The organism is Pseudomonas sp. TE6288, assembly GCF_054062095.1.
In genome coordinates this window covers 16,472-38,599 of record NZ_JBSSEW010000002.1, presented here as the reverse complement: position 1 = coordinate 38,599, position 22,128 = coordinate 16,472, and the positions used below count along the sequence as shown (strand labels likewise).

General features: G+C 63.9%; 17 protein-coding genes. 12 read left to right on the top strand and 5 right to left on the bottom strand.

Annotation, left to right across the window (positions count from 1 at the left end; all coding sequences use genetic code 11):
- Window positions 1-5 precede the first annotated feature (5 nt).
- The 5 genes from ACVWY1_RS01915 (at window position 6) to gcvP (ending at window position 7,423) form a co-directional block, all read left to right on the top strand.
- Window positions 6-1,007 carry an extracellular solute-binding protein gene (locus ACVWY1_RS01915; protein WP_277502308.1) on the top strand — a complete coding sequence of 334 codons (1,002 nt, stop codon included), beginning with the start codon at window positions 6-8 and terminating at the stop codon, window positions 1,005-1,007.
- 109 nt (window positions 1,008-1,116) lie between these two features.
- Entirely contained in the window at window positions 1,117-2,739 is a 1,623-nt protein-coding gene (locus ACVWY1_RS01910) for an ABC transporter permease (RefSeq protein ID WP_139674400.1), read from the top strand.
- Window positions 2,740-2,863: 124 nt separating this feature from the next.
- Window positions 2,864-3,946 carry a glycine cleavage system aminomethyltransferase GcvT gene (gene gcvT / locus ACVWY1_RS01905; protein WP_277502307.1) on the top strand — a complete coding sequence of 361 codons (1,083 nt, stop codon included), beginning with the start codon at window positions 2,864-2,866 and terminating at the stop codon, window positions 3,944-3,946.
- Between the two features lie 48 nt (window positions 3,947-3,994).
- Window positions 3,995-4,378 (top strand): glycine cleavage system protein GcvH, encoded by a 384-nt coding sequence (gene gcvH, locus ACVWY1_RS01900; RefSeq protein ID WP_277502306.1) that lies wholly within the window; start codon window positions 3,995-3,997, stop codon window positions 4,376-4,378.
- 171 nt (window positions 4,379-4,549) lie between these two features.
- A complete protein-coding gene (gcvP, locus tag ACVWY1_RS01895; RefSeq protein ID WP_277502305.1) occupies window positions 4,550-7,423 on the top strand; it encodes an aminomethyl-transferring glycine dehydrogenase in 2,874 nt (957 codons plus the stop codon).
- A 32-nt stretch (window positions 7,424-7,455) separates the two neighbouring features.
- On the opposite strand, the gene ACVWY1_RS01890 is transcribed toward gcvP, so the two are convergent.
- The 3 genes from ACVWY1_RS01890 to ACVWY1_RS01880 form a co-directional block, all read right to left on the bottom strand.
- Window positions 7,456-7,770: a DUF2388 domain-containing protein gene (locus ACVWY1_RS01890; protein ID WP_102685073.1), complete on the bottom strand. Its 315-nt coding sequence runs from the start codon at window positions 7,768-7,770 to the stop codon at window positions 7,456-7,458.
- Window positions 7,771-7,862: 92 nt separating this feature from the next.
- Entirely contained in the window at window positions 7,863-9,521 is a 1,659-nt protein-coding gene (locus ACVWY1_RS01885) for a GspE/PulE family protein (RefSeq protein ID WP_277502304.1), read from the bottom strand.
- Window positions 9,522-9,618: 97 nt separating this feature from the next.
- Complete coding sequence (locus ACVWY1_RS01880) at window positions 9,619-9,945, bottom strand: hypothetical protein (RefSeq protein WP_094010951.1); 327 nt, start codon at window positions 9,943-9,945, stop codon at window positions 9,619-9,621.
- Window positions 9,946-10,070: 125 nt separating this feature from the next.
- On the opposite strand from ACVWY1_RS01880, the gene ACVWY1_RS01875 reads away from it, so the two are divergent.
- Entirely contained in the window at window positions 10,071-10,541 is a 471-nt protein-coding gene (locus ACVWY1_RS01875) for an Lrp/AsnC family transcriptional regulator (protein WP_023631494.1), read from the top strand.
- A gap of 56 nt (window positions 10,542-10,597) precedes the next feature.
- Here the strand turns inward: ACVWY1_RS01875 and ACVWY1_RS01870 are convergent, their stop codons facing one another.
- Complete coding sequence (locus ACVWY1_RS01870) at window positions 10,598-11,977, bottom strand: CYTH domain-containing protein (RefSeq protein WP_102685075.1); 1,380 nt, start codon at window positions 11,975-11,977, stop codon at window positions 10,598-10,600.
- Window positions 11,978-12,120: 143 nt separating this feature from the next.
- Between ACVWY1_RS01870 and argE the strand changes: the two genes are divergently transcribed.
- The gene (gene argE / locus ACVWY1_RS01865; protein ID WP_139674381.1) at window positions 12,121-13,266 is read left to right on the top strand and encodes an acetylornithine deacetylase; all 1,146 of its coding nucleotides are present in this window, start codon (window positions 12,121-12,123) and stop codon (window positions 13,264-13,266) included.
- Window positions 13,267-13,374: 108 nt separating this feature from the next.
- A complete protein-coding gene (gene argA, locus ACVWY1_RS01860) occupies window positions 13,375-14,673 on the top strand; it encodes an amino-acid N-acetyltransferase (RefSeq protein ID WP_102685077.1) in 1,299 nt (432 codons plus the stop codon).
- Window positions 14,674-14,790: 117 nt separating this feature from the next.
- Here the strand turns inward: argA and ACVWY1_RS01855 are convergent, their stop codons facing one another.
- Window positions 14,791-16,167 carry a glutamine synthetase family protein gene (locus tag ACVWY1_RS01855; RefSeq protein WP_038707015.1) on the bottom strand — a complete coding sequence of 459 codons (1,377 nt, stop codon included), beginning with the start codon at window positions 16,165-16,167 and terminating at the stop codon, window positions 14,791-14,793.
- 667 nt (window positions 16,168-16,834) lie between these two features.
- On the opposite strand from ACVWY1_RS01855, the gene ACVWY1_RS01850 reads away from it, so the two are divergent.
- From ACVWY1_RS01850 to ACVWY1_RS01835, 4 genes are all read left to right on the top strand, one after another.
- The gene (locus ACVWY1_RS01850; RefSeq protein WP_038707014.1) at window positions 16,835-18,193 is read left to right on the top strand and encodes a glutamine synthetase family protein; all 1,359 of its coding nucleotides are present in this window, start codon (window positions 16,835-16,837) and stop codon (window positions 18,191-18,193) included.
- A 48-nt stretch (window positions 18,194-18,241) separates the two neighbouring features.
- On the top strand, window positions 18,242-19,603 hold the full coding sequence (locus ACVWY1_RS01845) for an aspartate aminotransferase family protein (RefSeq protein WP_198755004.1): 1,362 nt from the start codon (window positions 18,242-18,244) through the stop codon (window positions 19,601-19,603).
- 169 nt (window positions 19,604-19,772) lie between these two features.
- Window positions 19,773-20,870, top strand: coding sequence for a polyamine ABC transporter substrate-binding protein (locus ACVWY1_RS01840; protein ID WP_139674374.1), 1,098 nt, complete (start codon window positions 19,773-19,775; stop codon window positions 20,868-20,870).
- 161 nt (window positions 20,871-21,031) lie between these two features.
- Entirely contained in the window at window positions 21,032-22,126 is a 1,095-nt protein-coding gene (locus ACVWY1_RS01835; protein ID WP_046853739.1) for a polyamine ABC transporter substrate-binding protein, read from the top strand.
- The last annotated feature ends 2 nt before the right edge of the window (window positions 22,127-22,128 follow it).

Sequence of the window (22,128 nt, the reverse complement as noted above, 5' to 3'; positions counted from 1 at the left end):
CCCCAATGTTGCCCCGCAAGCCCCTACTGGCCGCACTGGCCCTCACTCTGTTCGGCGGCACCGCCCAGGCGGCGGAAGAAGTGGTGGTGTACTCCTCGCGCATCGACGAGCTGATCAAGCCGGTGTTCGACGCCTACACCGCCAAGACCGGCGTCAAGATCAAGTTCATCACCGACAAGGAAGCCCCTTTGATGCAGCGCATCAAGGCCGAGGGCGAGAACGGCGTGGCCGACCTGCTGCTCACCGTCGATGCCGGCAACCTCTGGCAAGCCGAGCAGATGGGCATCCTGCAACCGATCAAGTCGGCCACCATCGACCAGAACATTCCGCCGCAGTACCGCGCCTCGTCCCACGACTGGACTGGCCTGAGCCTGCGCGCGCGGACCATCGCCTACTCCACCGACCGGGTCAAACCTGCCGAACTGAGCACCTACGAAGCCCTGGCCGACCAACATTGGGAAGGCCGCCTGTGCCTGCGCACGGCGAAGAAGGTCTACAACCAGTCGCTGACCGCCACCCTGATCGAGAACCATGGCGAGGCCGAGACCGAGAAACTGATCAAGGGCTGGGTCAACAACCTGTCCACCGACGTGTTCTCCGACGACACCGCAGTGCTTCAGGCCATTGCCGCCGGCCAGTGCGACGTGGGTATCGTCAACACCTATTACTACGGCCGTCTGCACAAGGAAAAGCCCGATCTGCCGGTGAAGCTGTTCTGGCCCAACCAGGGTGACCGCGGTGTGCACGTCAACCTGTCGGGTATCGGCCTGACCAAGCATGCGCCGCACCCGGAAGCGGCAAAGAAACTGGTGGAGTGGATGACCGGCGAGGAGGCGCAGAAGCTGTTCGCCGACATCAACCAGGAATTCCCGGCCAACCCGAAGGTGAAACCGTCTTCGGAAGTGGCGGCCTGGGGTAGCTTCAAGGCCGACAGCATTCCGGTGGAAGTCGCTGGCAAGCGCCAGGCCGAAGCCATTCGCTTGATGGATCGGGCTGGCTGGAACTGAGTCCACCGCCTTATCCTTGAGAACCGATCGCGGGGCAAGCCCGCTCTCGCAAAGTTGTGGGAGCGCGCTTGCCCCGCGATGCTATCGCACAGCCCTCGAGATTTTCCATTTGGCCCACACCCCCCAACGTCGCTGGTACCTCCCGGTCTTGCTGGTCGCCGCCCTGGTCCTGCTGCCGCTCAGCGTCTTGCTGTTGTCATGGCAGTCGGTCGACATGCAGATTTGGTCGCACCTGCTCGACACCCAGATGAGTCGCCTGCTGGGCAACACCCTGACCCTGGTGGTCGGCGTAGGTCTTGGCGTGACCGTGCTGGGGGTGAGTTTGGCCTGGCTCACCAGCCTCTGCGAGTTCCCCGGCCGGCGGTGGCTGGACTGGGCTTTGATGCTACCGTTCGCCATCCCGGCCTATGTGCTGGCGTTCGTCTTCGTCGGCCTGCTCGATTTTGCAGGCCCCGTGCAGACGGCGCTGCGCGAGGTGTTCGGGCCCATGCGCCTGCCCAGGGTGCGCTCCACCGGTGGCGTGATCACGGTATTGGTGCTGGTGTTCTACCCCTACGTCTACCTGCTGGCGCGCACAGCGTTCCTGGCCCAGGGCAAGGGCTTGATGGAGGCGGCGCGGGTGTTGGGGCTGTCACCGCTGCAGGCGTTCTGGCGGGTGGCCTTGCCCATGGCGCGGCCGGCCATCGGCGCCGGCATCGCCCTGGCATTGATGGAGACCCTGGCCGATTTCGGCGCGGTGGCAGTATTCAATTTCGACACCTTTACCACAGCCATCTACAAGACCTGGTACGGCTTCTTCAGCCTGTCCAGCGCGGCGCAACTGGCCAGCCTGCTGTTGCTGGCCGTGATCCTGGTGCTGTACGGCGAGCGCCGGGCCCGAGGGGCCAGCCGCAGTGGCAACGAACGCCCGAGGGCACAGGCGCTTTATCACTTGCGGGGTATCAAGGCGTTGGCTGCCAGTGTCTGGTGCCTGCTGGTGTTCGCCTGTGCCTTCGTCATCCCGATGCTGCAGTTGCTGGCGTGGCTCTGGCAGCGGGGTCGGCACGACCTCGACGAGCGTTATCTCGGCCTGGTCATGCACACCCTGTACCTCGGTGCCATGGCGGCGTTGATCACGGTCAGCGTGGCCATGCTGCTGGCGTTCGCCAGGCGGCAGGCCCCGACCGCTGGTATCCGCGCCGGGGTCGGCTTGGCCAACCTGGGGTACGCCTTGCCCGGCTCGGTGCTGGCCGTGTCGATCATGTTGGCGTTCAGCTACCTGGACAACGAGCTGGTAGTGCCGCTGTCCCAGTGGTTGGGTGGGGCTGGCAAACCGATGTTGCTGGGAAGCTTGTCGGCATTGTTGCTGGCTTATCTGGTCCGGTTCATCGCTGTGGCCTATGGTCCGCTGGAGAGCAGCCTGGAGCGGATCCGCCCATCGCTTCCGGAAGCGTCGCGCAGCCTCGGGGTCGGTGGCCCAGGATTGTTTTTCAAGGTGTATCTGCCGTTGCTGGTGCCCGGCGCCCTCAGTGCCGCCCTGCTGGTATTCGTCGATGTACTCAAGGAGATGCCGGCGACTTTGTTGATGCGCCCGTTTGGCTGGGACACTTTGGCCGTGCGCGTGTTCGAGATGACTAGCGAGGGCGAATGGGCGCGTGCTTCGCTGCCAGCGTTGACCCTGGTACTGGTCGGCCTGCTGCCGGTGATCGGCCTGATCCGCCGTTCGGCCCATCGTCCGGGGCATCCGCGCTGAGGGTGTCACGCAGCTCCCTTGCGGCTACAATGCGCGGCATTCGCAGCGACGGGTCCTACAAGAACAGGTGATGCTTGAACATCGCCGACCGCCGCCGCCTCGCCACGCCCGGAAGGAGAAACCCATGGGACAGCGTACGCCTCTGTATGACCTGCACCTGGCGCTTGGCGCCAAGACGGTCGATTTCGGCGGATGGGACATGCCCCTGCACTACGGCTCGCAAGTCGAGGAGCACCACCAGGTGCGCAGTGATTGCGGGGTGTTCGATGTTTCCCACATGACGGTCATCGATATCGATGGCTGCGCCGCCACGCCCTGGCTGCAGCACCTGCTGGCCAACGACGTGACGCGCCTGGAAACCCCCGGCAAGGCCCTCTACAGCCCGCTGCTCAATGCCGAGGGCGGGGTCATTGACGATCTCATCGCCTACCGCACCGAAGACGGTTATCGCCTGGTGGCCAATGCCGCCACCCGCGACAAGGTGCTGGCCTGGCTGCAGACCCGCAGCGAAGGCTTCAAGGTGAATTTCAAGGCACGGCCTGAACTGGCCATTCTCGCCATCCAGGGGCCTCACGCCCGAGAAAAGGTCGCTGCCCTGCTCAGCGCCTCGCGGGCCGCGCTGATCCGCGAGCTGCGCCCCTTCGAAGGCCTCGCCGACGGTGACTGGTTCATCGCCCGCACCGGCTATACCGGGGAAGACGGGCTGGAAATCATTCTTCCGGGCGAACAGGCCCCGGCGTTCTACAACGACCTGGTCGGCGCCGGTATCGCCCCGAGTGGCCTGGGCGCCCGCGATACGCTGCGCCTGGAAGCCGGCATGAACCTGTATGGCCAGGATATCGATGAAGCCCATACCCCGTTGACCTCCAACCTGGGCTGGAGCGTCGCCTGGGAGCCGGTCGGGCGCGAATTTATCGGCCGCAGCGGCCTGCTCGCGGAAATCGAACAGGGCGTCAAGGAAAAACTGGTCGGCCTGGTGCTCGAGGAGCGTGGCGTATTGCGCGCGCATCAGGTGGTCCGTGTATCCGGGATTGGTGAAGGGGAGATCACCAGTGGTAGTTTCTCGCCTACGCTGAGCAAATCCATTGCCTTGGCCCGCGTGCCCATGGCCACCGGTGACCGGGCCGAGGTGGAAATTCGCGGCAAGTGGTACCCGGTGCGAGTGGTCAAGCCGACCTTCGTGCGCCATGGCAAGATCCTGATCTGAACATTAACGGCGGGCCGTCCGCTGACCCATTACGAGGAATACAAGACAATGAGCCAAATCCCCGCCGACCTGCGTTTTGCCGAAAGCCACGAGTGGGCTCGCCTGGAAGCCGATGGCACGGTGACCGTGGGTATCAGTGACCATGCCCAGGTAGCACTGGGCGACGTGGTGTTCGTCGAGCTGACCGAAGTCGGCAAGGTGTTCGCCGCCGGCGACGCTGCTGGCGTGGTCGAGTCCGTCAAGGCCGCCTCGGATATCTATGCGCCGGTGGGTGGTGAAGTGATCGCGGTCAACGAAGAGCTCAGCGATGCGCCGGAGCTTCTGAACTCCGAGCCTTACGATTCCTGGATCTTCAAGCTCAAGCCAAGTGACAAGTCCGAGCTGGACAAGCTGCTGGACGCAGCAGGCTATGCAGCGCTGATCGGCGAGTAACAGGGCCGCCCTCATCGCGGGGCATGCCCGTTCCCATAGTGTGTTCCTTGTGGGAGCGGGCTTGCCCCGCGATAAGGGCTGCACGGCAAACGCAATAATCCCCGCACATTCGGCAATCCTTCCTAGACTTGTAAGTCTCCATGAGAGCTGGTCCAGGAAGAGATCGTCGCCATGTCCCAGTCACCATCGCTGAGCCAACTGCAAGAGTCCAACCCTTTCCTGCGTCGCCACCTGGGGCCTGATGCCCAGGAGCAGCAGGCCATGCTCGACGCCCTCGGCGTCGCCAGCCGCAGTGAACTGATCGAGCAGACGGTGCCGCCGGGCATCCGCTTCAATCGCCCGCTCGACCTGCCGCCGGCCCTCGATGAGCAGGCTGCACTGGCCAAACTCGCGGGCCACGCTGCGCAGAACCAGCTGTGGACCAACCTGATCGGCATGGGCTACCACCCCACCATTACCCCCACGGTCATCCTGCGCAACGTGCTGGAGAACCCTGGCTGGTACACCGCCTACACGCCTTACCAACCAGAAATCGCCCAAGGCCGGCTGGAGGCGCTGTTGAACTTCCAGCAAATGATCATCGACCTTGCCGGCCTGCCCCTGGCCAATGCCTCGCTGCTTGACGAGGCCACCGCTGCCGCCGAAGCCATGGCACTGGCCAAGCGCGTGGCGCGCAGCAAGAGCAACGCCTTCTTCGCCGACGAGCACTGCCACCCGCAAACCCTGTCGGTGCTCAAGACCCGTGCCGAAGGCTTTGGCTTCGAGTTGATCGTCGACACCGTGGACAACCTGGGCAAGCACAAGGTGTTCGGGGCGTTGCTGCAGTACCCGGACACTCACGGCGAGGTCCGCGACCTGCGCCCGCTGATCGACCAGTTGCACGGTCAGCAGGCCCTGGCCTGCGTCGCCGCCGACATCCTCAGCCTGGTGGTGCTGACACCGCCCGGCGAACTGGGGGCCGACGTGGTGCTCGGCTCGACCCAACGCTTTGGCGTGCCCATGGGTTATGGCGGGCCGCACGCGGCCTATTTCGCCTGCCGCGACGACTACAAGCGGGCGATGCCCGGGCGCATCATCGGCGTATCACGTGATGCCCGTGGCAACACTGCGCTGCGCATGGCCCTGCAGACACGCGAGCAACATATACGTCGCGAGAAAGCCAACTCCAACATCTGCACGGCCCAGGTGCTACTGGCCAACATCGCCGGCTTCTATGCTGTCTATCACGGGCCTGAGGGCTTGCAGCGCATCGCCCAGCGCGTGCACCGGCTGACCTTCGTCCTGGCCGCCGGGCTCGAGGCCAAGGGCATCAAGCGCCTCAACCAGCATTTCTTCGACACCCTGACGCTGGACGTCGGCGGCACCCAGGGGGCGATCATCGAAAGCGCCGAGGACGCCCGCATCAACCTGCGCATCCTTGGCCGTGGCCATCTGGGGGTGAGCCTGGACGAAACCTGCGACGAGGCCACGGTGCTCAAGCTGTTCGACATTTTCCTCGGCGTCGACCACGGCCTGGACATTGCCGCCCTCGACCAGCAGGCCCTGCCCGAAGGCATCCCTGGCGCGCTGGTGAGGCGCACGCCGATCCTGCAGCACCCGGTGTTCAACCTGCACCACAGCGAGACCGAGATGCTGCGCTACCTCAAGCAGCTGGAGAACAAGGACCTGGCACTCAACCAGTCGATGATCCCGCTGGGCTCGTGCACCATGAAGCTCAACGCCACCAGCGAGATGATCCCCATCACCTGGCCTGAGTTCGCCCAACCGCATCCGTTCGCCCCGGCGGCGCAGGTGCAAGGCTACAAGGCGATGATCGACGAGCTCGAAGCCTGGCTGTGCGCCATCACCGGCTTCGATGCCATCTGCATGCAGCCCAACTCGGGCGCCCAGGGCGAGTACGCCGGGCTGATGGCGATCACTCGTTACCACCGCAGCCGCCACCAAGCCGGGCGCACGATCTGCCTGATCCCGTCCTCGGCCCATGGCACCAACCCGGCGTCGGCGCAGATGGCCGGCATGGAGGTGGTGATCGTCGAGTGCGACGGGGATGGCAACGTCGACCTCGACGACCTCAAGGCCAAGGCGCGCCAGGCCGGCGAGCGGCTGTCGTGCCTGATGGTGACCTACCCGTCCACTCATGGGGTGTATGAAGAGGGCATCCGCGAGATCTGCGAGGTGGTGCACCAGCTTGGCGGGCAGGTTTACATGGACGGCGCCAATCTCAATGCCCAGGTAGGGCTGACGCGGCCGGCGGACATCGGTGCCGATGTCTCGCACATGAACCTGCACAAGACCTTCTGCATCCCCCATGGCGGCGGTGGCCCGGGCATGGGGCCCATCGGCATCCGTGCTCATCTCAAGCCGTTCGTGGCCAGCCACCCGGTGGTGCCGGTGCCGGGGCTGGACCCGAACAACAGCGCGGTGAGCGCGGCGCCTTGGGGCAGCGCCAGCATCCTGCCGATCAGCTGGATGTACATCGCCATGATGGGGCCGCAGCTGGCCGATGCCAGCGAGGTGGCGATCTTGTCCGCCAATTACCTGGCCAGCCAGCTGCGCGATGCCTTCCCGGTGCTCTACCGTGGGCGCAACCAGCGGGTGGCCCATGAGTGCATCTTCGACCTGCGCCCGCTCAAGGCGCTGACCGGCATTACCGAGGAGGACGTGGCCAAGCGCCTGATGGACTATGGCTTCCATGCCCCGACCATGTCGTTCCCGGTACCGGGCACGTTGATGGTCGAGCCCACCGAAAGCGAGTCGAAGGCCGAGCTGGATCGTTTCGTCGAAGCGATGCTGGCGATCCGCGCCGAGATCGCGCAGGTGCAGGACGGCAACTGGCCTGCGGAGGACAACCCGCTCAAGCATGCACCGCACACCCTGGCCGATGTGCTGGCGCCGTGGAACCGGCCCTACAGCATTGAACAGGGCATCGCCCCCAGCGCTCACGCCCGCCAGCACAAGTACTGGCCGGCGGTGAACCGGGTCGACAACGTGTATGGGGACAGGAATCTGTTCTGCGCGTGCGTGCCGGTGGAGGCTTATCGCTGAGCTAGCGATCCACCGACACAGCAGGAATGGGCTTACTCGGCCACAGCGTTCTTGGCCAGGATCGCGTTGGCCAGTTCCATGTCACTGGCCTGCACGCCCGGGTTGTCCGCGCGCACCTGGCGGATTGCGGCTTCCAGGAACGGCCCGCGAATGGCGCCATCACTGGCAACGAAGCTGCCGGCGTCGTCTTGGGCGGCGACGATCAGCTTGTGGTCCTTGAACGTCAGGTAGGTCGAGGCGGTAGTCGCGCCGGAGGAGATGATATTGCGCCAGAACGTGTCGGCCATGGCGGAGCCAAGGGGCAGCGAGAACAGGACGGTGGCTGCGATGGCTGTTTTGAAACGCATGATGAATCACCTCGGTGTATGAGGGCGGTTGAGATGCCGATTTGAGCGTTTCTCACTGCCCCAAGTTCCCGGCCACAAAGGGGATTTCTTGGTTATCCACAGACCCGCAGGACCTCTTCGGTACAGGTCCTGCCCTGGACGACCCGGTCACCACCGTGCCGTCGAAGGTCACGCAACCCGTCTACCTCGGCCTGTTGCCGCAGGGCGGCGAGGTCGCTGGCGGGGGTGATCCGTTCGCGCAAAGCGGTGCTGACCTGGAGCAGTTCGAACAGCCCGGTACGCCCATGGAAACCCGTACCCCTGCATTGCGGGCAGGCCTGGCGATCCTGCGGGGGCAGGTCCAGACAAGCGCGACATAGCGTGCGCACCAGGCGCTGGGCCATGACCCCGATCAGAGTCGCCCGGATCAGGTAGTCGGCGACGCCAAGCTCCAACAAGCGGGTGATCGCGCCGCAGGCGTCCTGGGTATGCAGGGTCGACAACACCAGATGCCCGGTGAGGGCCGCCTGCACGGCCACCTGAGCGGTTTCCCGGTCGCGGATTTCGCCGATCATGATGATGTCCGGGTCCTGGCGCAGCAGGGCACGGACACCGCTGGCGAAGTCCAGCTCCAGGCTGGGCTGGACCTGCAACTGGTTGATCATCGGTTCAAGACGCTCGATCGGGTCTTCGATGCTGCACAGGTTGACCTGGGGAGTGGCCAGGTGCCGGAGGCTGGCATAGAGGGTGCTGGTCTTGCCCGAGCCGGTCGGCCCCGTCACCAGCAGGATGCCCTGGCGCTGTTGCAGCAGGGCCAGCCACTGCTCCAGCAACGCGCCCTCCAGGCCCAGGGTTTCTAGGCTGTCGTGCAGTTGCTGAGGGTCGGACAGGCGCAGCACCAGCTTCTCGCCGAACGGGGTGGGCAGGGTGGACAGGCGCAGTTCCACCTCGGCGCCGCTGGGCAGGCGGGTTTTCAGGCGGCCGTCCTGTGGCCGGCGTTTTTCGGCGACGTTCATGCGGCCCAGGTGCTTCAGCCGGCTGACCATAGCCAGTGTGACGCTGGCCGGGAAGGCATACACCGCGTGCAGCAGGCCATCGATGCGCAGGCGCAGATGGCCTTGTTCACGGCGGGGCTCCAGGTGGATATCGCTGGCGCGCTGCTCGATGGCGTACTGCAGCATCCAGTCGACGATGTGCACGATATGGGCATCGTCCGCGCTGGCCTGGGCTTGCCTGGCACCCAGTTCGAGCAGTTGCTCCAGCTCGCCGAGACGGGGCAACTGGCCAAGGCCCGCGCCGCGCACGGAGTGGGCCAGGCCCAGGAAGGTCGGGCGCAGCTGGCGGAGCTGCCGCGGACTGGCCAGCACCCGACGCACTGCCTTGCCCAGGCTACGGCTCAGGTCTGCCTCCCATTCGTGTTGATAAGGCTGCGCGCTGGCCACCGTGACACTGTATTCATCCACGGCCACGGCGAGGATGCCATGGCGCTGGGCGAAGGCTGCGGACATCAGCCCGGCCACGCGCACCAGGTCGACCTGCAAGGGGTCGATTACCAGAAAAGGCTGGCCTACCCGGTCTGCCAGCCAGCGGCACAGGGCGTCCAGCTCCAGCGGGTGGCCGATGGCGGCGATCAGTTCCAAGGGATGTTCAGCAGGGTGGGTCTTGCCGCGCTCGAGTGCCGCGAGAGCGGCTTCGGGGGCGATCCGCTGCTCAGCCAGCAAGGCATCCAGCAGGCGATTGAGGTCAAGATCATGGTGGTCGTTGGCGAGCATGGAAGCGTCCTTGCCGAGCTTCAGAGGCCTGGGCAAGGCTAGCCGTGCGGGACGCAAGGTGTCGGTGCAAAGGGTTTCCGGACATTGCCTGGCGGTTTCAACGGCGGGCTACCTCCGCAAGCTGTGGCAGGTTCGCCAGGCACACTTCGCTGACGCAGACCAGGTTGCGCAGTTTCTGCGCGATCACTTCGGCCCGGTGCCAGCTCAGGCCGCCGACGCCGATCGCCACGTCCAGCAGATCGTCGCACTGGCTCACGTTGACGCTGTGCGGGGTGAGGAATTGCAAGGCGAACAGGTTGAGCACGCGGCACAGGCTGTCCGGTTCGGCGTCGGCCTGCAGGCGGTAGTGCACCGTGCAGTGGACAGTGTTGGCGGCCCAGGCGTCGAGGCGGGGCAAGTTGAGGGGCCGTTCGAGTGCGTTCATGCTGGGTCTCCGCGAAAGTGGAGAAATTCTTGCACGTCACACCGGGTATTTTTTCGCTATGATTCGCCAATATTGCGCTACAGCGAATTTTTTAATTCGCAAAAATGCAAATTGGAGAATTAATAATGCTTGGCGAATTGGACGCTTATGACCGGCGCATCCTTGAACTGCTGCAAGACGACGCCTCGCTGTCCAGCGCGCAGATCGCCGAGCGTGTGGGCCTGTCGCAGTCACCTTGCTGGCGGCGCATTCAGCGCCTGAGAGAGGAGGGCGTGATTCGCGGCCAGGTGACGCTGCTGGACCGCAAGAAGGTAGGGCTGAACACGCAGATCTTCGCCGAAGTGAAGCTCAACGCCCATGGCCGTTCGAACTTCGCCGAGTTCACCGAGGCGATCCGCGGTTTTCCCGAAGTGCTGGAATGTTATGTGCTGATGGGGGCGGTGGACTTCCTGCTGCGTATCGTCACCTCGGACATCGAGGCTTACGAGCGGTTCTTCTTCGAAAAGCTGTCGAACGTGCCGGGTATTCAGGAAGTTAACTCGATCGTGGCGTTGTCGGAGATCAAGTCGACCACGAGCCTGCCGCTGAGGCCCTGAAGCGCCAATCGCGGGGCAAGCCCGCTCCCACGAGTGCAGGAGCGGGCGGTGCGGACTCAGGCCTTGAGCAGGTGCTTCCAGGCGCGGTTCTGCTCGATGGCGCGAGCCTGTTCGATGCGGGCCTCCAGCAGTTCGCCCTTGTCTTCCTCCAGCAGCGGCAGTTCGGCCAGCTCGTGAAGCTTGTTCAGCTCGCCGTACAGACGGTCCAGCTGTGGCAGGTCGAGTACCTGGCGGGCGTGGTGCAGCCAAGTTTGCACGGTCTCGATGCGCGGCAGCTGCTCGGCCAGGTCCTCCGGACGCTGTACATACAGCGGCAGCTTCAGGGCGCGGGCTTCCTCGCCCAGCAAGTGCTGCAGCCAGCTGGCCAGCTGCGCCTTGCCCTGGCGCTCGCCACGGCCCTTGCGCTCGACGGTCCAGGTGCGGGCGGTCAGCCAGCGTGCGGTCTCCAGGGAGAACTGGCCCCAGCGCGGGTCTTCCAGCTCTTCAGCGAACTGCTCGGGCGCGGCGCGGCGGATGTCTTCGTCATCGTTGCCGGCCAGTACCAGCGGGCGCCAGTCTTCCAGCAGCGCATCGAGGCTGGCGCGCAAGGCTCGGGTGGTCGGGCGCGGTGCCGCCTGGCCGAGGCTGGCGGTGATGGCGCGCAGTTCGGCCAGGCAGCGGACCCAGTCCTGCAGCAGGCGCCAGTGGCCATTGTGGCGATACTGCTCGGCCAGGCGCTGGCTGCTGCCCAGCAGTTGCCAGGCCAGGGCGGCGTAGGCGTCGTCCAGCGGCATCTCGGCGTGCAGCTCGGTCGCGGGCAGGCCCAGCTCGTAGCTGTCCGGATCGAGCAGGCGGTAGCCGCGCTCGGCCTTGCTGATGTCGCATGGCATCAGGGCGAGGCTGGCGGACAGCTCGGCGGCCAGTTCCAACAGCGCCTCCGGGGCACCTTCACGCAGCTCCAATTCCAGCTCGCAGATCTCTTCCTTGCGCTTGCCGGCGATCACGAAGCCCTGGTCGATGGCCGCTTCGATCACCACCTTGGCCTTGCCGCGGCCCCAGGCGATTTCAGCGTACTCGCGGGTGAAATCGGTGGTGAACAGCGGCTTGATGGTCTTCTTGTCCAGCCCGGCCAGTTGCTCGGGCCAGCAGGTGCCATCGAGCTTCTTCAGATCGAGCTTGACCTTGTCCAGGTGCCACTCGAACTCGTTGCGCTCGGACAGGCCGGCCACGCTCTGGCCGCGGCACTTGAGGGTCTGGATGATGACCTCGCCATCGCGGCGCAGGCGCAGGGCGACACGGGCGGCGGACAGGTCGCGCTCCGGGGTGTCGAAGTACTGGTTGAGCAGTTCGCGGGTCTGCCAGCCGGACTTGTTGCGCTTTTTCAGCAGCGGGTGCTCGCGCAGGGCGGCAAGGGTCTCGCGACTGGCGCGGAGTTTGAGTTCGGTTTCTTTGTGCATCGCGGGCTCGGAAGGAGGGGCATCGTGGTGTGCAGTCTACAGGAGTCGGGTGGTGCCTGCCGGTCCGCGAAGGGGCGTATGGGGTTGTCCTGCCAGGCGACCGCGTTGTTATGATGCCTCTCACGCTTCCGAGGAGTCCGCGCATGCCGTTGCCATCGCTGAAAGACCAGTTTGCCGCCCTGATCGCCGCACCTTCGGTCAGTTGCACCCAGGCTGCGCTGGACCAGTCCAACCGAGCCGTCATCGACCTGCTGGCCGGCTGGTTGGGTGACCTGGGTTTCACGTGCGAGATCCAACAGGTCAGCCCTGGCAAGTTCAACCTGCTGGCAAGCCGCGGCACCGGCCCGGGCGGCCTGGTGCTGGCCGGGCACAGCGACACGGTGCCCTTCGACCCGCAACTGTGGAGCAGCGACCCGCTCAAGCTGACCGAGGTCGATGGCCGTTGGGTCGGCTTGGGCAGCTGCGACATGAAGGGCTTCTTCGCCCTGGTCATCGAGGCGGTGATCCCGCTGCTAGAGCACGATTTCAAACAGCCGCTGCTGATCCTCGCCACCTGCGACGAAGAAAGCTCCATGTCCGGCGCCCGGGCCTTGGCCGAGGCCGGCCAGCCCCTCGGGCGGGCGGCGGTGATCGGCGAGCCCACCGGGCTCAAGCCGATCCGCATGCACAAGGGCATCCTCATGGACCGCATCGACATTCTGGGGCGCAGTGGCCATTCGTCGGATCCGACCCTGGGTCGCAGCGCCCTGGAAGCCATGCATGCGGTGATGGGCGAGCTGATGACGCTGCGCCGCAGCTGGCAGGAGCAGTACCGCAACCCACAGTTCACGGTGCCTGCGCCGACCCTGAACTTTGGCTGTATCCATGGCGGCGACAATCCCAACCGCATCTGTGGCCAGTGCGCCCTGGAGTTCGACCTGCGGCCATTGCCGGGCATGGATGTTGAGCAGCTGCGCGCAGCGATCCGCGGCAAGCTGGCACCGTTGGCCGAACGCCATGAAGTGCGCATCGATTACGCGCCACTGTTCCCCGAGGTGCCACCTTTCGAACAGGCCGCCGACAGCGAGCTGGTGCGCCTGGCCGAGCGTCTGACCGGCCATCGTGCCGAAGCGGTGGCCTTTGGCACCGAAGCGCCTTATCTTCAGCAGCTCGGTTGCCAGACCATCGTGCTGGGCCCCGGTGACATCGCTTGTGCCCACCAGCCAGGGGAATACCTTGAAATGTCACGCATCGAGCCTACCGTGCGTCTATTGCGTGATCTGATCCGGCACTATTGCCTGAACCATTGATCCTTCCTGAGCAGAGGAGACCGCGCGTGACCGCAAGCCTGTTCCGACGATGACTTTCGAACGTTGTGCGCCTTTTCGTTCTCCGTTCACTTATCCACAGGCCTTGTCATGCCCGATTACGTCAACTGGTTGCGCCATGCTTCCCCCTACATCAACGCCCACCGCGACTGCACCTTCGTGGTCATGCTCCCCGGTGATGGCGTCGAGCACCCGAACTTCGGCAACATTGTCCACGACCTTGTGCTGCTGCACAGCCTGGGCGTGCGCCTGGTGCTGGTACACGGCTCACGTCCGCAGATCGAAAGCCGCCTGGCCAGCCGTGGCCTGACCCCGCACTACCACCATGGCATGCGCATCACCGACGCGGCGACACTGGACTGCGTGATCGACGCCGTCGGTGCCCTGCGCCTGGCCATCGAAGCACGCCTGTCGATGGACATGGCGGCCTCGCCGATGCAGGGCTCGCGCCTGCGCGTGGCCTCCGGCAACCTGGTCACCGCACGGCCGATCGGCGTGCTTGAAGGGGTCGACTATCACCATACCGGTGAAGTGCGCCGGGTCGATCGCAAGGGCATCAATCGCCTGCTCGATGAGCGTTCCATCGTGTTGCTGTCGCCGCTGGGCTACTCGCCGACCGGCGAGATCTTCAATCTGGCCTGCGAAGATGTGGCCACCCGCGCCGCCATCGAGCTGGGGGCCGACAAGCTGCTGCTGTTCGGGGCCGAGCCGGGCCTGCTGGATGAGCGTGGGCAATTGGTACGCGAGCTGCGCCCGCAACAGATCGCGCCGCACCTGCAGCGACTGGGCAGCGACTACCAGGCCGAGCTGCTGGATGCCGCTGCCGAAGCCTGCAAGGGCGGTGTGGCGCGCAGTCACATCGTCAGTTACGCCGAGGACGGTGCGCTGCTGACCGAGCTGTTCACCCGCGGGGGCGGTGGCACGCTGGTGTCCCAGGAGCAGTTCGAAGTGGTACGCGAGGCGACCATCGAGGATGTCGGCGGCCTGCTGGAACTGATCAGCCCGTTGGAAGAACAGGGCATCCTGGTGCGCCGTTCGCGGGAGGTGCTGGAGCGGGAGATCGAGCAGTTCAGCGTGGTCGAGCGCGAGGGCATGATCATCGCCTGCGCGGCGCTCTATCCGATCGCCGATTCCGAGGCGGGGGAGCTGGCGTGCCTGGCGGTGAACCCGGAGTACCGGCATGGCGGGCGTGGCGATGAGCTGCTCGAGCGTATCGAGGAGCGGGCGCGCACGCTGGGGCTCAACACCTTGTTCGTGCTGACGACCCGGACCGCACACTGGTTCCGTGAGCGCGGTTTCTCGCCCAGTGGCGTGGAACGGCTGCCGGCGGCGCGAGCATCGCTGTACAACTACCAGCGAAATTCGAAGATCTTCGAGAAGCCGCTCTGATGCCATCGCGGGTCAAGTCCGCTCCCACGGTGTACCCGGGCTGGCACACGTGGGAGCGGGCTTGACCCGCGATGCGATGGCAAAGAAAAACGCCGCCCCTGAGGGCGGCGTTTTCGTTTACACGGTGTGCAGATACCAGTTGTACTCGAGGTCGGAGATCGAGTGCTCGAACTCCTCCAGCTCGCTTTCCTTGCACGCGACGAAGATGTCAATGTACTTCGGATCGATGTACTTGTTGAGGATCTCGCTGTCGTCCAGCTCGCGCAGGGCATCGCGCAGGTTGTTCGGCAGGCTCTGTTCCAGCTGCTCGTACGAGTTGCCTTCGATCGGCTCGCCCGGTTCGACCTTGTTGGTCAGGCCGTGGTGCACGCCGGCCAGTACCGCAGCCATCATCAGGTACGGGTTGGCGTCGGCGCCGGCCACGCGATGTTCGATGCGCACGGCATCCGGCGAGCCGGTCGGCACGCGCAGCGCCACGGTACGGTTGTCCAGGCCCCAGCTCGGTGCGTTCGGCACGTAGAACTGCGCGCCGAAACGGCGGTACGAGTTGACGTTCGGGCAGAGGAACGCCATCGAGGCGGGCAGGGTCTCGAGCACACCGCCGACAGCGTGACGTAGCGCGGCGTTCTGCTCGGGATCCTCGCTGGTGAAGATGTTGTTGCCATCTTTGTCCAGCACGGAGATGTGTACATGCAGGCCGTTGCCTGCCTGGCCCGGGTAGGGCTTGGCCATGAAGGTGGTGTCCATTTCATGGTCGTAGGCGATGTTCTTGATCAGGCGCTTGAGCAGCACCGCATAGTCACAGGCCTTGAGCGGGTCGGCGACGTGGTGCAGGTTGACTTCGAACTGCGCCGGGGCGCTTTCCTTGACGATGGCGTCGGCCGGGATGCCTTGTTCCTTCGCGCCTTCGAGGATGTCCTGCAGGCAGTCGGCGTATTCGTCGAGGTCGTCGATCAGGTACACCTGGGTCGACTGCGGGCGCTTGCCCGAAATCGGCGAGCGTGGCGGCTGCGGGCGGCCGTTCACGTTCTCCTGGTCGATCAGGTAGAACTCCAGCTCGAACGCGGCGCAGATGGTCAGGCCCAGGTCGGTGAACTTGCTCACCACCTGGCGCAGCACTTCACGCGGGTCGGCAAAGAACGGCTCGCCTTCGATCTCGTGCATGGTCATCAGCAGCTGCGCGGTCGGGCGCTTCTGCCAAGGCTCGTTGCAGAGAGTGTCGGGGATTGGGTAGCAGATCCGGTCGGCATCGCCGATGTCCAGGCCCAGGCCTGTGCTTTCGACGGTCGACCCGTTGATATCCAGGGCGAAGAGGGAGGCCGGCAGGTTGATGCCTTTCTCGTAAACCTTGTGGAGGCTGGTGCGCTCTATGCGCTTGCCGCGCACCACACCATTCATATCTGCAATCAGAAGGTCAACGTAGAGAACCTCAGGATGTTCCTTAAGGAACGCGTTCGCTTCGTTAAGCTGAACGGCACGCGGGGGTACCGACATGATGCAACACCTTTGTTGTTAAAAATATCAATCAAGGGGGGCTTGCAACCCCAGTCAATCGGAAAGACCAGGTTAAGTCAAGCCAGCACCCTGATGCCCTTAAATGGCACATCTACGGCAGATTTGCTGCATCTCGGGGCGTGCCATTATCCGCTATTTTCGTCTTGAAGGGTTATCCCGAGCGGGGCGTGTTTTATTTTTTACGGGGGAGTTGTGTAAAAAAATGAACGAGGCTAAGCTCGGCATCAACCCAGAACACAATAATACGAGGGTCACATGGTCCGCCTGTCGAGACCTGTCAGCGCCGCATGCACGGTGCGTTCAGGTACATCTCCCGGTTGCCGTCCGGTCATTGCACGCCTGCTTCGAAGGGGCGCCGCGCTGGCCGCAATAATTGACGGTTCGCTTGAAAAAGCCATGCCTCGTAACGCTTTAGCGCAACACCTCCTTTCCTTCTGCCCTTCGCTTTCTGTCCGGACGCGCGCCCATGGCGTGTATCCATTGTCGTCCTGCGCGAGGGTTTTTGCTTTAGCCATGCACAGCATCCAGAATCAAGGCGCGGGCCTGTCCAGGCCCCTCGGCGCGCTGCGCGCCGACTTTGTCCGACGCCTGGCGTCAGTGGCCGCCGGTTGCCGCCAACCGCGCCACATTACCTCCTGAGGTATTTATGAGTAACAACCTCGACCAGCTCACCGATTGGTTGAAAGAGCACAAGATCACCGAAGTGGAGTGCCTGATCAGTGACCTGACCGGCATCACCCGCGGCAAGATCTCGCCGACCAACAAATTCATCGCCGAAAAGGGCATGCGCCTGCCCGAGAGCGTGCTGCTGCAGACCGTGACCGGCGATTACGTCGACGATGACATCTATTACGAACTGCTCGACCCGGCCGACATCGACATGATCTGCCGCCCCGACGAGAACGCGGTGTTTCTCGTGCCATGGGCCATCGAGCCGACCGCCCAGGTGATCCACGACACCTACGACAAGAAGGGCAACCCGGTCGAACTGTCGCCGCGCAATGTGCTGAAGAAGGTCTTGAAACTCTACGCCGACAAGGGTTGGCAGCCGATCGTCGCGCCCGAGATGGAGTTCTACCTGACCAAGCGTAGCGAAGATCCCGACTTTCCGCTGCAGCCGCCAGTGGGTCGTTCCGGTCGCCCGGAAACGGGGCGGCAGTCGTTCTCCATCGAGGCGGCCAACGAGTTCGACCCGCTGTTCGAGGACGTCTACGACTGGTGTGAGCTGCAGCAGCTGGACCTCGACACGCTGATCCATGAGGACGGCACGGCGCAGATGGAAATCAACTTCCGTCACGGCGACGCGCTGCACCTGGCCGACCAGATCCTGGTGTTCAAGCGCACCATGCGCGAGGCGGCGCTCAAGCACAACGTGGCCGCCACCTTCATGGCCAAGCCGATGACCGGCGAGCCGGGCAGTGCCATGCACCTGCACCAGAGCGTGGTCGATGCCGTCACCGGCAAGAACATCTTCTCCAACGCCGACGGCAGCATGAGCGAGCTGTTCCTCAATCACATCGGCGGCCTGCAGAAGTTCATCCCCGAGGCCCTGCCGCTGTTCGCCCCCAACGTCAACTCGTTCCGCCGCTTCCTGCCGGACACCTCCGCGCCGGTAAACGTCGAGTGGGGCGAAGAGAACCGCACCGTCGGCTTGCGCGTACCGGATGCCGGGCCGCAGAACCGCCGGGTCGAGAACCGCCTGCCGGGCGCCGACGCCAACCCGTACCTGGCCATCGCCGCCAGCCTGCTGTGTGGCTATATCGGCATGGTCGAAGGCATCGAGGCCAGCGCGCCAGTCCAGGGTCGTGGCTACGAGCGCCGAAACCTGCGCCTGCCGCTGACCATCGAGGACGCCCTCGAGCGCATGGAAATCAGCCGCGCGCTGGAGCAGTACCTGGGCAAGAAATTCATCACCGGCTACGTCGCCACCAAGCGTGCCGAGCACGAGAACTTCAAGCGCGTCATCAGCTCCTGGGAGCGAGAGTTCCTGCTGTTTGCTGTGTGATCAACCCTGAGGCCGCCAGGGCGCGGCCACCGGACCATGGAGAAGCACATGAGCGTCAACAACCCGCAAACCCGTGAATGGCAAACCCTGAGCGGCGAGCACCACCTTGCACCTTTCAGCGACTACAAACAGCTGAAGGAAAAGGGGCCGCGCATCATCACCAAGGCGCAGGGTGTGCATTTGTGGGACAGCGAGGGGCACAAGATCCTCGACGGCATGGCCGGCCTGTGGTGCGTGGCGGTCGGCTATGGCCGCGAAGAGCTGGTGCAGGCGGCAGAAAAACAGATGCGCGAACTGCCGTACTACAACCTGTTCTTCCAGACCGCCCACCCGCCGGCGCTGGAGCTGGCCAAGGCGATCACCGACGTGGCGCCCAAGGGCATGACCCATGTGTTCTTCACCGGCTCCGGTTCCGAGGGCAACGACACCGTGCTGCGCATGGTTCGCCACTACTGGGCGCTGAAGGGCAAGCCGCACAAGCAGACCATCATCGGCCGCATCAACGGCTACCACGGCTCCACCTTTGCGGGTGCGTGCCTGGGTGGCATGAGTGGCATGCACGAGCAGGGCGGCCTGCCGATCCCGGGCATCGTGCATATCCCGCAACCGTACTGGTTCGGTGAGGGGGGCGACATGACCCCGGACGAATTCGGCGTGTGGGCGGCCGAGCAGCTGGAGAAGAAGATTCTCGAAGTCGGCGAGGACAACGTCGCAGCCTTCATCGCCGAGCCGATCCAGGGTGCGGGCGGGGTGATCATTCCGCCGGAGACCTACTGGCCGAAGATCAAGGAGATCCTCGCCAAGTACGACATCCTGTTCGTCGCCGACGAAGTGATCTGCGGTTTCGGCCGTACCGGCGAGTGGTTCGGCTCCGACTACTACGACCTTGCCCCCGACCTGATGACCATCGCCAAGGGCCTGACCTCCGGTTACATCCCCATGGGCGGTGTGATCGTGCGTGACAAAGTGGCCAAGGTGATCAGCGAAGGTGGTGACTTCAACCACGGCTTCACCTACTCCGGCCACCCTGTGGCGGCAGCGGTGGGCCTGGAAAACCTGCGCATCCTGCGCGACGAGAAGATTGTCGAGCGTGCCCGCAACGAAACGGCACCGTATTTGCAAAAACGACTGCGTGAGCTGCAGGACCACCCACTGGTGGGCGAGGTGCGCGGCCTGGGCCTGCTCGGCGCGATCGAGTTGGTCAAGGACAAGGCCACCCGTAGCCGCTATGAGGGCAGGGGCGTCGGCATGATCTGCCGCACCCATTGCTTCGAGAACGGCCTGGTGATGCGCGCGGTGGGCGACACCATGATCATTGCGCCGCCGCTGGTGATCAGCCGCGAAGAGATCGACGAACTGGTGGAAAAGGCGCGCAAGTGCCTGGATCTGACCTACGAGGCGGTCAAATGACAGTCTGCTAGGCTGGCGAGGTGACATTAATGTCGTTGCAAGGCCCTGCTTCTGTTGAAACAGCGCCTTGTAACTTGCCAGACTAACGGCTGTTTAGTCGCCCAACGCGCGTCCCGTGGTACCTGGCTGCTGAACAGATGGCTTGATAATAAATTCTGGAGCATTACGCATGAAGAAATTGGGCAAGACGCTGCTGGCCGCCGCCCTGATGGGTGCCATGGCCACCGCTGTTCAGGCTGACGACAAGGTGCTGCACGTCTACAACTGGTCGGACTATATCGCCCCGGACACCGTGGCCAACTTCGAGAAAGAGACCGGCATCAAGGTCGTCTACGACGTCTTCGACAGCAACGAGACCCTTGAAGCCAAGCTGCTGGCGGGCAAGTCGGGTTACGACATCGTCGTGCCGTCCAACAACTTCCTGGCCAAGCAGATCAAGGCCGGCGTCTACCAGGAGCTGGACCGCTCCAAGCTGCCGAGCTGGAAAAACCTCGACCCGGCCCTGCTCAAGGCGGTCGGCGATGCCAGCGACCCGGGCAACAAGTTCGCCTTCCCCTACATGTGGGGCTCCATCGGCATCGGCTACAACCCGGAGAAGGTCAAGGCCGCGCTGGGCATCGACAAGATCGACTCGTGGGACGTGGTGTTCAAGCCAGAGAACATCGCCAAGCTCAAGAGCTGCGGCGTGAGTTTCCTCGATGCGCCGACAGAGATGATCCCGGCCGCGCTGCACTACCTGGGCAAACCGAGCGACAGCACCAAGAAGGAAGACCTGAAGGCGGCCGAGGACCTGTTCCTGAAAATCCGCCCTTCGATCACCTACTTCCACTCTTCCAAGTACATCTCGGACCTGGCCAACGGCAACATCTGCGTGGCCGTGGGCTACTCGGGTGACCTGGAGCAGTCCAAGGCACGTGCCCACGAGGCCGGCGACAAGGTCAAGCTGAGCTATGTCATTCCGAAGGAAGGTGCCGGCACCTTCTACGACATGGTCGCGATTCCGAAAGATGCCGAGAACGTCGACGCCGCCTACAAGTTCATGGAATACCTGCTACAGCCTAAAGTCATGGCCGGTATTACCAACGCCGTGCGTTTCCCGAACGGTAACAAGGCAGCCACCGAGTTCGTGGACAAGGACATTACCAGCGATCCGGCGATCTACCCTTCCGAGGAAGTGAAAGCGCAGCTCTACGCGATCAAGGCGCCAGATAAGACCGCCCAGCGCGAGATCACCCGCAGCTGGACCAAGATCAAGTCGGGCAAGTAAGCCCGATGCGGCAACCTCTGGGCCGGGCTTTTCCGGCCCAGAGGCCAGTAAAGGCAAATAAGTTTGCGGCATCCACGCCGTGAAGGTAAGTTGCGCGCCGGTTTTGCGTGTGCGGCCGAGGTTTACTGCCCGCAAAGGCACTGATTGTGAGGACCACCCACTTGTCTATTTCTGTTTTTCGCCAGGCCTTGATGGCCGGAGCGGGTCTGACGCTGGCTTGCAGCGTCCAAGCGGCGCCCACAGTGCACATCTACAACTGGTCCGACTATGTCGGCCCCACCACGCTCGCCGATTTCCAGAAGGAAACCGGGATCGAGCCCAAATACGACGTCTTCGACAGCAACGAGACGCTGGAAGGCAAGCTGCTGGCCGGGCGCACCGGCTATGACGTGGTCGTGCCGTCCAACCATTTCCTCGGCAAGCAGATCAAGGCGGGCGCGTTCCAGAAGCTCGACCGCGACCTGCTGCCCAACTATGCGAACCTCGACCCGGCGCTGATGAAGCGCCTGGAGAAGAACGACCCGGGCAACCAGTACGCCGTCCCCTACCTGTGGGGCACCAATGGCATCGGCTACAACGTCGAGAAGGTCAAGGCGGCGCTGGGCACCGACAAGATCGATTCCTGGGCGGTGCTGTTCGAGCCTGAGAACATGAAGAAACTCAGCAAGTGCGGCGTGGCCTTCCTCGACTCCGCCGACGAGATGCTGCCGGCGGTGCTCAACTACATGGGCCGCGACCCCAACAGCAGCAACCCCAAGGACTACGCCGATGCAGAGAAGAAACTGCTGGCCGTGCGTCCCTACGTGACTTACTTCCATTCTTCGAAATACATCACCGATCTCGCCAACGGCGATATCTGCGTGGCCGCCGGTTTCTCCGGCGACGTGTTCCAGGCCAAGGCCCGCGCTGAAGAGGCGAAGAAGGGCGTGAAGCTGGCCTACGCCATCCCCAAGGAAGGCGGCAACCTCTGGTTCGATGTGCTGGCGATTCCCAAGGACGCCAGCAACGTCAAGGAGGCCCATGCCTTCATCAATTATTTGCTGAAACCTGAGGTTATCGCCCAGGTCAGTGATTACGTCGGTTACGCCAACCCGAACCCCAAGGCTGGCGACCTGATGGACCAGGCCGTGAGGACTGACGCCGCGGTTTACCCACCGCAGGAAGTGCTGGACAAGATGTTCGTCAACGCCGAGTTGCCACCCAAGGTGCAACGTTTGATGACCCGCAGCTGGACCAAGGTCAAGTCGGGCAAGTAACA

Excerpts from the sequence above, each read along its gene's own strand:
- argE (WP_139674381.1), top strand. The coding sequence starts at position 12,121 with ATGCCGTTGCCATCGCTGAAAGACCAGTTTGCCGCCCTGATCGCCGCA.
- ACVWY1_RS01880 (WP_094010951.1), bottom strand. The coding sequence starts at position 9,945 with ATGAACGCACTCGAACGGCCCCTCAACTTGCCCCGCCTCGACGCCTGG.
- ACVWY1_RS01915 (WP_277502308.1), top strand. The coding sequence starts at position 6 with ATGTTGCCCCGCAAGCCCCTACTGGCCGCACTGGCCCTCACTCTGTTC.
- ACVWY1_RS01840 (WP_139674374.1), top strand. The coding sequence starts at position 19,773 with ATGAAGAAATTGGGCAAGACGCTGCTGGCCGCCGCCCTGATGGGTGCC.
- gcvH (WP_277502306.1), top strand. The coding sequence starts at position 3,995 with ATGAGCCAAATCCCCGCCGACCTGCGTTTTGCCGAAAGCCACGAGTGG.
- ACVWY1_RS01870 (WP_102685075.1), bottom strand. The coding sequence starts at position 11,977 with ATGCACAAAGAAACCGAACTCAAACTCCGCGCCAGTCGCGAGACCCTT.
- argA (WP_102685077.1), top strand. The coding sequence starts at position 13,375 with ATGCCCGATTACGTCAACTGGTTGCGCCATGCTTCCCCCTACATCAAC.
- gcvT (WP_277502307.1), top strand. The coding sequence starts at position 2,864 with ATGGGACAGCGTACGCCTCTGTATGACCTGCACCTGGCGCTTGGCGCC.
- ACVWY1_RS01885 (WP_277502304.1), bottom strand. The coding sequence starts at position 9,521 with ATGCTCGCCAACGACCACCATGATCTTGACCTCAATCGCCTGCTGGAT.
- ACVWY1_RS01845 (WP_198755004.1), top strand. The coding sequence starts at position 18,242 with ATGAGCGTCAACAACCCGCAAACCCGTGAATGGCAAACCCTGAGCGGC.
- gcvP (WP_277502305.1), top strand. The coding sequence starts at position 4,550 with ATGTCCCAGTCACCATCGCTGAGCCAACTGCAAGAGTCCAACCCTTTC.
- ACVWY1_RS01855 (WP_038707015.1), bottom strand. The coding sequence starts at position 16,167 with ATGTCGGTACCCCCGCGTGCCGTTCAGCTTAACGAAGCGAACGCGTTC.
- ACVWY1_RS01875 (WP_023631494.1), top strand. The coding sequence starts at position 10,071 with ATGCTTGGCGAATTGGACGCTTATGACCGGCGCATCCTTGAACTGCTG.
- ACVWY1_RS01890 (WP_102685073.1), bottom strand. The coding sequence starts at position 7,770 with ATGCGTTTCAAAACAGCCATCGCAGCCACCGTCCTGTTCTCGCTGCCC.
- ACVWY1_RS01850 (WP_038707014.1), top strand. The coding sequence starts at position 16,835 with ATGAGTAACAACCTCGACCAGCTCACCGATTGGTTGAAAGAGCACAAG.